Origin of the sequence: Streptomyces sp. P6-2-1 (genome assembly GCF_050613165.1) — a bacterium.
GTDB lineage: Bacteria > Actinomycetota > Actinomycetes > Streptomycetales > Streptomycetaceae > Streptomyces.
This window is the reverse complement of record NZ_CP192513.1, coordinates 2,543,799-2,557,673: the sequence shown is the minus strand read 5'-3', so window position 1 is coordinate 2,557,673 and position 13,875 is coordinate 2,543,799. Positions and strand designations below refer to the sequence as shown.

At 75.1% G+C, this 13,875-nt stretch carries 10 protein-coding genes; 6 read left to right on the top strand and 4 right to left on the bottom strand.

Annotation, left to right across the window (positions count from 1 at the left end):
* Positions 1-788: 788 nt before the first annotated feature.
* Positions 789-2,468 (bottom strand): DUF5691 domain-containing protein, encoded by a 1,680-nt coding sequence (locus ACQYWQ_RS11005; RefSeq protein ID WP_431034144.1) that lies wholly within the window; start codon positions 2,466-2,468, stop codon positions 789-791.
* 22 nt (positions 2,469-2,490) lie between these two features.
* Positions 2,491-3,843, bottom strand: a complete 1,353-nt coding sequence (locus tag ACQYWQ_RS11000; RefSeq protein ID WP_431034143.1) for an SWIM zinc finger family protein — start codon at positions 3,841-3,843, stop codon at positions 2,491-2,493.
* Positions 3,844-3,958: 115 nt separating this feature from the next.
* Here ACQYWQ_RS11000 and ACQYWQ_RS10995 point away from each other — a divergent pair, with 115 nt between their 5' ends.
* The 5 genes from ACQYWQ_RS10995 to sucD all read left to right on the top strand — a co-directional run bounded on the left by ACQYWQ_RS10995 (position 3,959) and on the right by sucD (position 11,413).
* Positions 3,959-5,200, top strand: a complete 1,242-nt coding sequence (locus tag ACQYWQ_RS10995; RefSeq protein WP_431034141.1) for an ATP-binding protein — start codon at positions 3,959-3,961, stop codon at positions 5,198-5,200.
* Positions 5,197-7,713 carry a DUF5682 family protein gene (locus ACQYWQ_RS10990; protein WP_431034139.1) on the top strand — a complete coding sequence of 839 codons (2,517 nt, stop codon included), beginning with the start codon at positions 5,197-5,199 and terminating at the stop codon, positions 7,711-7,713. Before ACQYWQ_RS10995 ends, ACQYWQ_RS10990 begins: the two co-directional genes overlap by 4 nt.
* A gap of 67 nt (positions 7,714-7,780) precedes the next feature.
* Positions 7,781-8,995 (top strand): VWA domain-containing protein, encoded by a 1,215-nt coding sequence (locus ACQYWQ_RS10985; RefSeq protein ID WP_431039146.1) that lies wholly within the window; start codon positions 7,781-7,783, stop codon positions 8,993-8,995.
* A 338-nt stretch (positions 8,996-9,333) separates the two neighbouring features.
* Complete coding sequence (gene sucC, locus ACQYWQ_RS10980) at positions 9,334-10,509, top strand: ADP-forming succinate--CoA ligase subunit beta (RefSeq protein ID WP_431034138.1); 1,176 nt, start codon at positions 9,334-9,336, stop codon at positions 10,507-10,509.
* Positions 10,510-10,528: 19 nt separating this feature from the next.
* A complete protein-coding gene (gene sucD / locus ACQYWQ_RS10975) occupies positions 10,529-11,413 on the top strand; it encodes a succinate--CoA ligase subunit alpha (RefSeq protein ID WP_164291136.1) in 885 nt (294 codons plus the stop codon).
* 285 nt (positions 11,414-11,698) lie between these two features.
* On the opposite strand, the gene ACQYWQ_RS10970 is transcribed toward sucD, so the two are convergent.
* Together ACQYWQ_RS10970 and ACQYWQ_RS10965 are read right to left on the bottom strand one after the other, a co-directional pair.
* The gene (locus ACQYWQ_RS10970) at positions 11,699-12,286 is read right to left on the bottom strand and encodes a LysE family translocator (RefSeq protein ID WP_431034135.1); all 588 of its coding nucleotides are present in this window, start codon (positions 12,284-12,286) and stop codon (positions 11,699-11,701) included.
* A complete protein-coding gene (locus tag ACQYWQ_RS10965) occupies positions 12,283-13,041 on the bottom strand; it encodes a metallophosphoesterase (RefSeq protein ID WP_431034134.1) in 759 nt (252 codons plus the stop codon). Before ACQYWQ_RS10965 ends, ACQYWQ_RS10970 begins: the two co-directional genes overlap by 4 nt.
* Before the next feature lie 139 nt (positions 13,042-13,180).
* On the opposite strand from ACQYWQ_RS10965, the gene ACQYWQ_RS10960 reads away from it, so the two are divergent.
* Positions 13,181-13,792, top strand: coding sequence for an ABATE domain-containing protein (locus ACQYWQ_RS10960; RefSeq protein WP_431034132.1), 612 nt, complete (start codon positions 13,181-13,183; stop codon positions 13,790-13,792).
* Positions 13,793-13,875: the final 83 nt, after the last annotated feature.

The window sequence follows — 13,875 nt, the reverse complement described above, 5'->3', positions numbered from 1 at the left end:
CCTCGTGCCCTCGGCGGGGCGGGCGTGTCGCGGGGCGCGGCGCGGCGACGGAAGCGCGGGAGGTGTGGGGGAAGTGTGCGGATGTCGCGGGGGCGGGCGGGGCGGCCCGCGAGGCGCCCGCGAGGGAGTTCGCGGGGCGGCCCGCGAGGCGTTCCGCGAGGCAGTTCGTGGGGCAGTTCGTGGGGCGGCCCGTACGGCAGCCGCGCCACCGTGCCGTGCGGCTGACGGCGCGGTGGCGCGGCGACCTCGGTGCGGCTCCGTTTCTCGCGGGGAGTTTTCCCCGGGCCTCGGGGCGGAAAACCGTGGGGCGAGGGGCGGGGCCGGAAAACGGCGGCTATCGGAAGGGAAATGGGGCTTTCAGGGTTCTTGGTGTTCCGCCCGGACGCGGTTGCCGTCGGCGCCGGGTCGCGCGGCGAGCGCGGCGAGCGCGGTGGTGGCCCGGGCCAGTGCGGGCTCGGGGTTCTCCGTCACGGCCGCCACGCTGGAAAGCGTCCCGCCGGTCCCGCCGGTCCCGCCGGTCCCGCCGGTCCCCCTCCCGCCGGTCCCGCCGGTCCCACCCCTCCCGCCGGTCCCGTGACGCCTGGCACGGCACCTCGCCGCACGGCCGCGTCATCCGAAGACGTCTGACGCCCAGACGCCCAGACGCCCAGACGCCCAGACGCCCAGACGTCCGTCGTCCAGACGTCCGGTGCCGTCCCGTCCATCCGGCACGAGGACGATCCGGCCGCACACCGAGACACCGCGCCGGACGCCGCGGGCTGATCCACCACGCTCGGACCAGGTACCTGCTAGGCGTTCCCCGCGGGCGGCTCCCCGTCCAGTTCGGCGCGCATCTCGGCGCGGAGGCGCAGGGTGGCGAGGAGGCGGTGGAAGACGTCGGTCCAGTAGAGGCCGGCGGCCGGTCCGGTGTCCTCGTGCTCCTCGAAGGAGCCGATGAGTTTTTCCAGGTGGGGGGCCTCCGCCGGGTCGAGGCAGCGTTCGGCCAGGCCCATGACACCGCTGAAGCTCCACGGGTAACTGCCCGCGTCCCGCGCGATGTTGAGCGCGTCCACGACCGCGCGGCCCAGCTCGGCAGGCCACGGGGTCGCGCAGCCGCTGAGCAGCTGGAAGGCCTCCGAGAGCCCGTTGGCGGCGAGGAAACCTGCCACCCAGGCGGCCCGCTCCCCCGCGGGCAGCGCGGCGAGCAGCCTGGCCCGCTCGGCGAGTGCCGTCGCCCCGTGCTCGCCTCCGGCCGGTGAACCGAGCAGCGCCCGCGACCACTCCGCGTCCCCCTGCCGCACCGCCGCCCTGCACCACGCGGCGTGCAACTCCTCGCGCCAGCCACCGGCGACGGGTCGCGCGACCAGCTCGGCGGGCGAGGCGCCGCCGAAGTGCTCCCGCCACACCGCGAGCGGCGCGGCATCCACGACCTGCCCGAACCACCAGGCGCGCTCACCACGCCCGGAGGGAGGCTTCGCGACGACGCCGTCGTGCTCCATCGCGGCATCGCAGGCCCGTGGCGCGTCGACGACTATCGCGCCCGCCGCCGCGTCCCCGTCCACCGCGGCGGTGTCCGCGGCCGCCCCGTCCTCCGCGCCCGGGCCGACGCAGGCGCGGGCTCGCTCCGCCATGCGCGCGGCGAACGCGGAGTCAGTGAGCGAGGAGAGGAGTTCGGCGGCGAGGGCGCGGACATTGCGGCTGCGGTCGTCGAGCGCCGCTTCGAGGAACGCCTCGTCGTGCGCCCCCAGTCCTGGGCGCAAGGAGTCGAGGAAGAGCAGCCGGTCCTCGGCCCGCTCCTTGGCCCAGGTCGTCCCGAGCAGCGCGAGCGCCCGCGCGGGGTCCGCGGCGCGCACCCGCGCGAGCAGCGCGACACGCTCGGCGAACAGGCCCTCGCCCCACAGCCGTTCCTCGTCCCCCCGCGTGCCGGGCGCCTCCTCCCGTACGGGCGGCGCCACGGCCGTACGGCGGACGAAGGACCACTCGCGATTCTGCTCCGCGAGCCACCGCCCGCGTACTCCGGCGAAGCCGAGCACGGCGGGGCGCAGGTCGGTACGGCCCCTGGCCGCGTCGAGCAGCGCGGGGAGGTGCTCGGGCGGCGGCGCGTAGCCGTGCGCGTGGGCGCGCTCCAGCCACTGCGGCAGCAGCTCGGCCAGGTCGGGCGCGCCGCCGCGCTGGTCCCCGCGCGCGCCGAGCAGTTGGCCGAGCCTTCGCCGCGCGGCCTCGGGGAGCGGCGGCCGCGTCTCGGGCGGTACGGGGACTGGGAGCGGAGCGGCGGCCGCGGGCACGAGGCCCGCCCGGCGCCGTACGGTGCGCAGCGCCGCTTCGTCGAGGAGCGCGCCCGGGCCGCTCGCGCCGTCCGCGCCGGTGAAGGGCCGCCGGTCGGTGCCGAGCAGGGCGGTGGTGAGCAGGTCCTCCCAGTCCGGGACGGGCGCGGGCGAAGGGCCGGAGGGGGACAGGGGCGAAGAAGGAGAGGTGTCGGTGAGGCTCATGAGGTCTCCAGATCGGGGGAGTTCAGCGCAGGGGCAGGAGCGGGGCGCCGGGCTGCCGCGGCGCCCACGCGGCCAGCGGCTGGAAGCCCCGGTGCCCGCACTCGCCGAAGACGCGCAGGGGGCGGCCGCCCGAGGTCGCCAGGAGGCGCCACAGCCCCGAGGTGCTGGTGAAGGAGCGGGGGAGCGGGAGCGCGGTGCCCGTCGCCGGCTCGGCGAGCTGCCAGCCGTCCGGGCCGCGCACGGGCACGACCTCGTCGAGCGTGACGGGCCAGGAGTCGAGCCACGGGTCGTCGGCGAGCAGCGCCCCGTACCGCCCGGCCGCCTCGGCGAGCGGGACACCGCGCGGCCGCTCCGCCACCGGCGCGGCGGGCCCGAAGCGCTCGCCCAGCGTCGCGCGCGGCCGCGCCGGGTGGGGGTGCAGCTCCGCGTCGAGGCCGAGGCCCACGGGCAGGCTCAGCTCGGGTGCCGCCCCCGCGGCCCCGTACGAGAGGAGCAGCGCCGTGCGCCCGGTCCGCGTGCCGTGGAGCCAGACGCGGCGCGTCGTCAGGGTGCCTTCCTGCGTGTCGTACTGACCGAGCACGAGCCAGCTGTCGCGCTCGCCCGCGGGCGCGTGTGCCGTCTCGGGCAGGCCGAGCCGGCGCGCGACCGTCGCGGCGAGCGGCGCGGGGAGCGCCTCGCGGTGCGCCCAGCCCCGTACGAGCAGGTGGAGCAGCGCGCACTCCTCCAGGAGCCGCACCGGCCACCCCGGTCCCGAACCCGGTATCGCGCCCAGCTCGCGCACGCGTGTGGCGAGCCCCTTGGCCTGCGCGTCGATCATCCGCGCCGCGGTCTCCTCCCCCATCCCGTACCCCGCGCGCTCGGCGGCGGCGAGCCCGCCGCGCAGCAGGTCGGCGAGGCGCTGCTCCAGCTCGCGCGCCCCCGCCGTGACCCGCTCGGCCCGCCGCTCGGCGCGCTTGCGCGCGGCCTCCGGATCGGCCTTCGCCGCGGACCCCGTACCGCTCGCGCTCTTCTCCGCCCGCGCGCGCCGCTTCTCCAGCCACTGCCCCGCCCACTCGGGCGGCTCCCCCGTCGGCACCGCGTCAGGGCCTGCCGACCAGAGCAGCAGCAGCCCGAGCACGTGCTTGCACGGGAACTTGCGGCTCGGGCACGAGCACGCGTACGCCGGGCCCGAGACATCGGCCAGCGCCTGGTACGGCTTGCTGCCGCTGCCCTTGCACAGCCCCCACACCACCCCCTCCTCGGTCGTCCCCGTCCCCGACCACGGTCCCGCCGTGCCGAGCTTGTTCCCCGCCTTGCGCGACGGCGCGTCCGGTGCGAGCGAGAGCACCTGTTCCGCCGTCCAGCGCACGCCCTGCGAAACCCCCTGCGAAGTCATGCCGCACAACGTAGGGCGCCCCACTGACAAAGCGTCATCACCGCAGGTCAGACCGATTGTCAGTGGGCTGGTGCAGGGTGGAACACGCATCCGAACCGAAGGGGGAATCGGCTCCATGACCCTGCCCGCACAGCGGAGCGCCGAAGAGCGCCAGGACACCACGCCCACCACCGCGGACACCTCCGCACCCACCACCACGACGGGCACTGCGAACGGCACTGCGAGCGGCACAGCGACCCGCACCGCGCAGGACGCGCAGGGCGCGCAGGGCGACGCGCCCGAGGCCCTGCGCCCGCACGCCGAGGACGCGTTCGCGCACGAACTCGCCGCGCTCGCCGCCCAGGACGACCGCCCGCGCCCGGCCCGCTGGCGCCTCTCGCCGTGGGCCGTCGCCACCTACCTGCTCGGCGGCACGCTCCCCGACGGCACCGTCATCACACCCAAGTACGTGGGCCCGCGCCGCATCGTCGAGGTCGCTGTGACGACCCTCGCGACCGACCGCGCCCTCCTCCTGCTCGGTGTCCCAGGGACCGCGAAGACGTGGGTCTCCGAGCACCTGGCCGCCGCCGTCAGCGGCGACTCGACCCTCCTCGTGCAGGGCACGGCGGGCACATCCGAGGAGGCGATCCGCTACGGGTGGAACTACGCCCAGCTCCTCGCGCACGGCCCCAGCCGCGACGCGCTCGTGCCGAGCCCCGTCATGCGCGCCATGTCCGAGGGCATGACCGCGCGCGTCGAGGAGCTGACGCGCATCCCTGCCGACGTGCAGGACACGCTCATCACGATCCTCTCGGAGAAGACCCTCCCCATCCCGGAGCTGGGCACCGAGACGCAGGCTGTGGGCGGGTTCAACCTCATCGCGACGGCGAACGACCGCGACCGGGGCGTCAACGACCTCTCCAGCGCGCTGCGCCGCCGCTTCAACACGGTCGTCCTGCCGCTCCCCGAGAGCGTCGAGGCCGAGGTCGACATCGTCTCGCGCCGCGTCGACCAGCTCGGCCGCTCCCTCGAACTGCCCGAAGTCCCGGCAGGAGCCGAGGAGATCCGCCGCGTCGTCACGGTCTTCCGCGAGCTGCGCGACGGGGTCACAGCGGACGGCCGCACGAAGGTCAAGACGCCCAGCGGCACGCTCTCCACGGCCGAGGCCATCTCCGTCGTCACCGGCGGCCTCGCGCTCGCCGCGCACTTCGGGGACGGCGTCCTGCGCCCCTCGGACGTCGCCGCGGGCATTCTCGGCGCGGTCGTACGCGACCCGGCGGCGGACCGCGTCGTGTGGCGCGAGTACCTGGAGGCCGTCGTCCGCGAGCGCGAGGGGTGGCAGGACTTCTACCGGGCCTGCCGCGAGGTGAGCGCATGACCCGGGCCACGCCGCTGCTCCTCGGCGTCCGGCACCACGGTCCCGGCTCCGCGCGCGCGGTGCGGGCCGCGCTCGACGCCGCCCGTCCCGCCGTCGTCCTGATCGAGGGCCCGCCCGAGGCCGACGCGCTCGCCCCGCTCGCGGGAGACCCGGGACTGCGCCCGCCCGTCGCACTCCTGGCCCACCTCGTCGACGAGCCCGCACGCTCCGCCTTCTGGCCCTTCGCCGCCTTCTCGCCCGAGTGGACGGCCCTGAGCTGGGCGGCGGCGCACGAGGTCCCCGTCCGCTTCATCGACCTCCCCGCGGCCCACAGCCTCGCGATGCGGGCCGCCGAGGAGGCGGAAGAGAAGGAGAGGGAAGGGGGCGGTGACGGGGACGCGGTACACGAGGACGGGGCGGACGGGAACGCGGACCCGGGTCCCGTGCGGATCGATCCCGTCGCCGTGCTCGCCGAGACCGCCGGGTACGACGATCCCGAGCGCTGGTGGGAGGACGTCGTCGAGCACCGGGGCGGCCCCTCCGAAGGGGAGGGCGCGGACGCGTACCCCTTCGGGGCCTTCGCCGCGCTCGCCGAGGCGATGACGGCGCTGCGCGAGCGGTACGCGGACGGCGGCCACCCGCAGGACGCGGTGCGCGAGGCGCACATGCGGCTGTGCCTGCGCGCGGCCGAGAAGGAGTTCGGGCCCGACGCGGTCGCCGTCGTCTGCGGGGCCTGGCACGTACCGGCATTGGCCACACGCGTCCCGCTCGCCACCGACCGGGCGGCGTTGCGCGGCCTGCCCAAGGCGAAGACCGCGCTGACCTGGGTGCCCTGGACGCACCGCAGGCTCGCGCGGGCGAGCGGTTACGGCGCGGGCATCGAGTCGCCCGGCTGGTACGGGCACCTCTTCGCCGCGCCCGACCGGCCCGTCGAGCGCTGGCTCACGAAGGTCGCCGGGCTCCTGCGCGCGGAGGACAAGCACATCTCCTCGGCACACGTCATCGAGGCGGTACGGCTCGCCGAGACCCTGGCCGTCATGCGCGGGCGCCCGCTCGCGGGGCTGGGCGAGACGATGGACGCGGTGCGGTCCGTCATGTGCGAGGGCTCCGACGTGCCGCTCGCGCTCGTCCACGACAGGCTCGTCGTCGGCGACGTGCTCGGCGAAGTCCCCGACGCCGCGCCGGCGATGCCCCTCCAGCGCGACCTCGCCCGGCTCCAGCGCGCCCTGCGCCTCAAGCCCGAGGCCCTGGAGCGCACCCTCGAACTCGACCTGCGCAAGGACAACGACGTCGCCCGCAGCACCCTCCTGCACCGCCTGCGCCTGCTCGGCGTCGACTGGGGCGTGCCCGCCGCCTCGCACGGCAGTACGGGGACCTTCCGCGAGACGTGGACACTGCGCTGGGACCCCGAACTCGCCGTGCGCGTCGCCGAGGCGGGGATCTGGGGCACGACGGTGCTCGGCGCCGCCGAGGCGCGGGCCGCCGCGCGCGCGGCGGAGGCGCGGCGGCTCGGCGAGATCACCGCGCTCGTCGAGGCGTGCCTGCCCGCCGCGCTGAGCGAGTCGCTGCCGCACGTGATGCGGGCGCTCGCCGATCTCGCCGCGCTCGACACGGACGTCGCCCGCCTCGCCGAGGCGCTGCCCGCCCTGGTCCGCACCCTGCGCTACGGGGACGTGCGCGGCACCGACACGGGTGCGCTCACGGAGGTCGCCGCAGGGCTCGCCGAACGCGTCTTCGTCGGTCTCCCACCCGCCTGCGCGGGCCTGGACGAGGAGGGCGCGGACGCGGTGCGCAAGCAACTGGACGCGGTGCACGGGGCGGTGGGGCTCCTCGCGGACTCGCTGGAGGCGGGGGGAGCGGCGGCGGGAGGCCCGGCGACGGAGACGGCGGGGGCCTCCGGCGAACCGGCGGCCGGAGCCTCCGCCCCGGCCGCCCCGCACGGTGACGCGCACCCCGCCCCGCACCCCGCCCCGCACCCCGCCCCGCACAGCGCCGCCCCCCTCGCCCCGCACGCCGGACTGCGGCACCGCTGGTACGGGGTGCTGCGCCGGATCGCCGCGCGGGACTCGGCGGCCGGGGTGGTGCGCGGGCGGTGCGCGCGCCTGCTGCTCGACGTGGGGGAGTGGGAGCAGGAGGAGGCGGCGCGGGTCATGGGCCTCGCGCTCTCGCCGGGGACGGTCCCTGCCGAGGCGGCCGCGTGGATCGACGGCTTCGTCGGCGGCGGTGCCCCGGGCGGTGGGCTGCTGCTCGTGCACGATGAACGGCTGCTCGGGCTCGTCGACGAGTGGCTCGTACGGGTGCCGGGGGCCGCGTTCACCGACGTACTGCCGTTGCTGCGGCGGACGTTCTCCGCGTACGAACCCGCCGTGCGCCGCTCGCTGGGCGAGCTGGTGCGGCGCGGGCCCGGCGGCGAGCGGGCCGGTGGTGGGGCGGGGGCGAGCGGGACGGTGCCCGGTTTCGGGGCCTGGCTCGACGAGGAGCGGGCCGCGGCGGTGGAGCCTGTGGTGCGGCGCTTGCTGGGGCGCGCGGCGTGAGCGGGACGCGGGCGCGGAGGAGGGAAGGGGCGTGACGGTGCGGGACACGGAGAAGGAGGCGGCAGGCATGACGGGCCATGAGGTGGGCGAGGTCCTTTCCGAGGGGGAGCGGTTGCGGCGGTGGCGGCTCGTGCTCGGCGGGGACCGGGGCGCGGAGGGCACGGGGGCCGCGCTGAGCGGGCGCGATCTCGCGATGGACAAGGCGCTCGCGGCGCTCTACGGAGGCCGGGACGGCGCGGCAGGGCAGGCGCGCGGGGCGCGGCGGCAGGGCGGGCTCGGCGGTTCGGCCCCCGACGTGGCGCGCTGGCTGGGTGACATCCGTACGTACTTCCCCACGTCCGTCGTCCAGGTGATGCAGCGGGACGCGATCGAACGGCTCGGCCTCTCCGCGCTGCTCCTCGAACCGGAGATGCTGGAGGCGGTCGAGGCGGACGTGCACCTCGTCGGCACGCTGCTCTCGCTCAACAAGGCGATGCCGGAGACGACGAAGGAGACGGCGCGGGCCGTGGTCCGCAAGGTCGTCGAACAGCTGGAGAAGAAGCTCGCGGCGAGGACCCGGCAGACCGTCACGGGCGCGCTCGACCGCGGCGCGCGCGTGAGCCGCCCCCGCCACCAGGACATCGACTGGAACCGCACGATCGCGGCGAACCTGAAGAACTACCTGCCCGAGTACCGCACCGTCGTGCCCGAGAAGCTCATCGGGTACGGGCGGGCCGCGCGCGGTGTCAAGAAGGACGTCGTGCTCTGCGTCGACCAGTCGGGCTCGATGGCGGCATCCGTCGTCTACGCCTCCGTGTTCGGCGCCGTGCTCGCCTCGATGCGCTCGCTCGCCACCCGCCTCGTCGTCTTCGACACGTCCGTCGTCGACCTCACCGAGCAGCTCGACGATCCCGTCGACGTCCTCTTCGGGACCCGGCTCGGCGGCGGTACGGACATCAACAGGGCGCTCGCCTACTGCCAGTCGAAGATCACCCGGCCGAGCGAGACGGTCGTGGTGCTCATCAGCGATCTGTACGAGGGCGGCATCAAGGACGAGATGCTCAAGCGCGTGGCCGCGATGAAGGCGGCGGGCGTGGGGTTCGTGACGCTCCTCGCGCTCTCCGACGAGGGCGCGCCCGCCTACGACCACGAGCACGCGGCGGCCCTCGCGGCCCTCGGCGCCCCCGCCTTCGCCTGTACCCCCGACCTCTTCCCCGAGATCATGGCCGCCGCCATCGAGAAGCGCCCGCTGCCCGTCCCCGACCCGGAGACGGAGCCGTCGCGAGGAGGTCGCCTTCACTGAGCGCGAGCCGCCCGGAAGGCGGCCCCGGGCCCGTCCCGGAACCTCGCCCTCCCCCTCCCCGCCCCCGGAAACCCCAGGTCAGCGGCCCTCCGTGGGCGGCACCCCGTGCCAAAGGGCAGGGCACCCTGTGACAGGTATCACCGCTGCCCCCGTACCTCGCGATTTAGAGACCACGGCGGGACGGCGATAGCCTGGCAGGCGGACATGCCGCGTACCCGGCCAACGACGTGTGCGCTTCTCTCGGTGACGAAGGCCAAGCTGTCACGCCGCCCCTCGCGGCACGCCCACGGATTGACAGACCGCACAGCGGCAAGATCACGGAGTAGGGACGGACGCGCGTGGACCTGTTCGAGTACCAGGCGAGGGACCTCTTCGCCAAGCACGGTGTACCGGTGCTGGCCGGTGAAGTCATCGACACGCCTGAGGCGGCGCGCGAGGCGACCGAGCGACTGGGCGGCAAGGCTGTCGTCAAGGCGCAGGTCAAGGTGGGTGGCCGCGGCAAGGCCGGTGGCGTGAAGCTCGCCTCCGACCCGGCCGACGCGGTCGAGAAGGCCGGTCAGATCCTCGGCATGGACATCAAGGGCCACACGGTCCACAAGGTGATGCTGGCCCAGACCGCGGACATCGCGGAGGAGTACTACGTCTCCTTCCTCCTGGACCGCACCAACCGCACCTTCCTCGCGATGGCCTCCGTCGAGGGCGGCATGGAGATCGAGGAGGTCGCCGCGACGAAGCCCGAGGCGCTCGCCAAGATCGCCGTGGACGCCAACGAGGGGGTGACCCCGGAGAAGGCGCGCGAGATCGTCGACGCCGCGAAGTTCCCCGAGGACGTCAAGGACGGCATCGCCGAGGCGCTCCAGAAGCTGTGGACCGTCTTCGTCGCGGAGGACGCCCTCCTCGTCGAGGTCAACCCGCTGATCAAGTCCGGTGACGGCAAGATCATCGCCCTCGACGGCAAGGTCTCGCTCGACGAGAACGCCGACTTCCGCCAGCCGGAGCACGAGGCGCTTGAGGACAAGGCCGCCGCGAACCCGCTGGAGGCCGCGGCCAAGGCGAAGAACCTCAACTACGTCAAGCTCGACGGCGAGGTCGGCATCATCGGCAACGGCGCGGGTCTCGTCATGAGCACCCTCGACGTCGTCGCGTACGCCGGTGAGAACCACGGTGGCGTGAAGCCCGCCAACTTCCTCGACATCGGCGGCGGCGCCTCGGCCGAGGTCATGGCGAACGGCCTGGAGATCATCCTCGGCGACCCCGACGTCAAGTCGGTCTTCGTCAACGTCTTCGGCGGCATCACCGCCTGCGACGAGGTCGCCAACGGCATCGTGCAGGCCCTCGAACTGCTCAAGTCGAAGGGCGAGAACGTCAGCAAGCCGCTGGTCGTCCGCCTCGACGGCAACAACGCGGAGCTGGGTCGCAAGATCCTGTCGGACGCCAACCACCCGCTCGTGCAGCGCGTGGACACCATGGACGGCGCGGCTGACAAGGCCGCCGAGCTCGCGGCTGCGAAGTAAGGGAACGGGTCACCACATAATGGCTATTTTCCTGACCAAGGAAAGCAAGGTCATCGTCCAGGGGATGACCGGTGCCACCGGCATGAAGCACACCCGCCTCATGCTCGGTGACGGCACCAACATCGTCGGCGGCGTGAACCCGCGCAAGGCCGGTACGAGTGTCGACTTCGACGGCACGTCCGTCCCCGTCTTCGGCTCCGTCGCCGAGGCGATCAAGGAGACCGGCGCCGACGTCAGCGTCATCTTCGTGCCGCCGGCCTTCGCGAAGGCCGCCGTGGTCGAGGCGATCGACGCCGAGATCGGCCTCGCCGTCGTCATCACCGAGGGCATCGCCGTGCACGACTCGGCCGCCTTCTGGGCGTACGCGCAGAGCAAGGGCAACAAGACCCGCATCATCGGCCCGAACTGCCCCGGCCTCATCACGCCGGGCCAGTCGAACGCCGGCATCATCCCGGGCGACATCACGAAGCCGGGCCGCATCGGCCTGGTCTCGAAGTCCGGCACGCTGACGTACCAGATGATGTACGAGCTGCGCGACATCGGCTTCACCTCCGCCGTCGGCATCGGTGGCGACCCGGTCATCGGCACCACGCACATCGACGCCCTGGCGGCCTTCGAGGCCGACCCGGAGACCGACCTCATCGTCATGATCGGTGAGATCGGCGGCGACGCCGAGGAGCGTGCGGCCGACTACATCAAGGCCAACGTCACCAAGCCGGTCGTCGGTTACGTCGCGGGCTTCACCGCCCCCGAGGGCAAGACGATGGGCCACGCCGGTGCCATCGTCTCCGGCTCCTCCGGCACCGCCCAGGCGAAGAAGGAGGCCCTGGAGGCCGCCGGTGTCAAGGTCGGCAAGACCCCGACCGAGACCGCCAAGCTCGCCCGCGCCATCCTCAACGGCTGACGCACGCGACCGGCTGACGCACCGCCACGGGCCGCTCCCGGCCCCGGTGAGCGCCCGCCTCCGCCCGCGCCCCGTCCTCGTACCGCGTTCCTCACGCGGCCGCGGGACGGGGCGCGGGCGTTTCGCGTACGAGGACCGGGCGGGGGCCGGGTCGTACGGGGGCGGGGGGGCGTCCGGGCGCGGTGCGGCGTGCCCGTCGCGTCGCCGTGATCGCTTCGCGGATACGGGACGGGCGGAGTCCATGCCCGGCGGCGCGAGCGGGGCCCCGTACCGCCGGGTGGGGCTTCACGCCAGCGCGCTCCACGCCCCCGTTCCCACCAGCACTACCGCGAGTCCGCGGCGCAGCCCGCGGCCCGGCGCCCGCCGGGGCCCGCGTCCCGTGAGCGCGGCCCAGCCGAGCAGCCACGCCGTGTGCAGAGCCGCGTGCAGGCTCGTCAGCGCCAGTACGTGCGGGATCACCCGTCCGTGGGGGTCGACGAAGCGGGGGAGCAGGACGAGGTAGAGCGAGAGCGCCTTCGGGTTCAGGACGTTGGCGAGCAGCGCCCCGAGGCCGAGGCGCCACCCCGTGCGGTCCTCGGCCCCTTCGGCCACCGCCCCGCCGCCCTCGGCGCGCCACAACCGCACTCCCAGGAGGGCGAGATACCCCGCCCCCGCGAGCCGCAGCGCGAGCAGGAGGCCGGGGCGGGTGGTGAGCAGCGTGGCGAGTCCCGCGGTGACGAGTGCCGCGTGCACGTACAGGCCGCTCACCGTGCCGAGGACGACGGGGGCCGCGCGGGTGGGGTGGCGCGTCACGAGGGCCAGGCTCGCGCCGGGCGTGACGACGAAGGGCAGGACCGCGAGGGCGAAACCCGCGAGGGTGGCAGGAGTGCTCACGCCGCGACGCGGAAGTGGGTCGTCAGGTGGCGGTCGCCGGGGGCGAGTACGTGGTAGGCGAGGCCCGGCGGCTGGGTGTCGTCCGCGTGGCCCTCGCCCTCCCAGCTCAGGCGCAGCGTGTACGTGACGGCGGGGGCCGAGCGGAGCGGGACGCCGGCGAAGCCCGTCGCCGCAGCGGTGTGCGCGTGGCCGGTCAGGAGCGCGAGGACACGGGGGTGGCGGGCGAGGAGATCGGCGAGGTCGTCGGGGCTGGTGAGGCGGAGCGCGTCGGGGAGCGGGTGGTGGAGGAGGGCCGGGGGGTGATGGAAGGCGAGGACGGCCGGTACCCCGTCGGGCAGCGCGGTCAGGCTCGTGTCGATCCAGGCCAGGGTCTCGGCGCTCAGCGCGCCCGCTCCCGCGCCGGGAATGCTGGAGTCGCACATGAGGACGGCGAGCGCGGGGGCCCCGTCCTGCCGCAGGACGCGCAGTTCGTTGACGGGCCCCTCGCCCGCCGCCCCGTCCCGCAGCACCTTGCGGTAGGCGCGGCGCTCGTCGTGGTTGCCGGGGCAGGTCAGGACCGGGAAGGGCAGCCCGGCGAGGAGCGCGGCCACCTCCTCGTACTCGCTCGCGGCACCGTGATCGGCGAGGTCCCCCGTGACCAGGAGCGCGTCCACGGCGTCGCCCGCGGCGCGGACCCGGTCGACGGCGGCGCGTGCCCGCGCGGCCGCGTACTCCGTTCCGTCGAGGTGCAGGTCACTCAGGTGTGCGAGAAGCACGGCGTCCCCCTCCGGCCCGTGGACGGCGGCACTGTGCCGGCCTCGCCCCAGGCATGTCTAACGGTTAATATTCTTTTTGACGTGAGAGAACGTAGGGGGTCTTCGGATGGCCGGTCAAGGGCACCCGCATGATGGAGACATGACCGAGCAACCGGAGGAACGCCGCTGGGCCGCGCTCGCCCTCGCGAGCACCATCCGCCACGACGGCGAGGGAGGAGTCGCGGACGACCTGGACGGCGTCGAAGGGCTCCGCGCGTGGCTCGACGAGGTCGCGACGCTCCTGCCGGGCGAGTGGGACGCGGAGGCCACGGAGGCGCTGCGCGGTGAGGTACGGGCGCTGCGCGACGCGGTACGGGCCCTGTTCGCGCGGGGAGTGCGCCCCGGGCCCGTGAGCCCGGCCGACGCCGACCGCCTCCAGCCCGCCGACGAGGCGCTGGCCCTCCTCAACGCCGTCGCCGCGCGTGTGCCGGTCCGTCCGGTGCTCGACTGGCCGGAGGGTGCGGCGCCCGCCGTACGCCTGGCACCGGCTCCGGGTACGGACACGCTCCCCGCGGCCCTCGCCCGCGCCGCGCTCGCCTTCCTCGCGGCCCCCGACTTCGCCCGCCTGCGCGCCTGCACGGCGCCCCGCTGCGTGCGGTACTTCGTGCGGCGGCACGGCAGGCAGGAGTGGTGCAAACCGTCCTGCGGCAACCGGGCCCGCGCCGCCCGCCACTACCGGAGGCACCGGGCGGCCGAGGCGACGGGGGCGTAGGCGGCGGGTGTCCAGGTGGCGTTGAGACGGGCGGGGCGGCGGGGGCGCGGTCGGCGTGCGGCGGGTGCCCGGTCCGCCGGTGC

Excerpts from the sequence above, each read along its gene's own strand:
- ACQYWQ_RS11005 (WP_431034144.1), bottom strand. The coding sequence starts at position 2,468 with ATGAGCCTCACCGACACCTCTCCTTCTTCGCCCCTGTCCCCCTCCGGC.
- ACQYWQ_RS11000 (WP_431034143.1), bottom strand. The coding sequence starts at position 3,843 with ATGACTTCGCAGGGGGTTTCGCAGGGCGTGCGCTGGACGGCGGAACAG.
- ACQYWQ_RS10995 (WP_431034141.1), top strand. The coding sequence starts at position 3,959 with ATGACCCTGCCCGCACAGCGGAGCGCCGAAGAGCGCCAGGACACCACG.
- ACQYWQ_RS10990 (WP_431034139.1), top strand. The coding sequence starts at position 5,197 with ATGACCCGGGCCACGCCGCTGCTCCTCGGCGTCCGGCACCACGGTCCC.
- ACQYWQ_RS10985 (WP_431039146.1), top strand. The coding sequence starts at position 7,781 with ATGACGGGCCATGAGGTGGGCGAGGTCCTTTCCGAGGGGGAGCGGTTG.
- sucD (WP_164291136.1), top strand. The coding sequence starts at position 10,529 with ATGGCTATTTTCCTGACCAAGGAAAGCAAGGTCATCGTCCAGGGGATG.
- ACQYWQ_RS10960 (WP_431034132.1), top strand. The coding sequence starts at position 13,181 with ATGACCGAGCAACCGGAGGAACGCCGCTGGGCCGCGCTCGCCCTCGCG.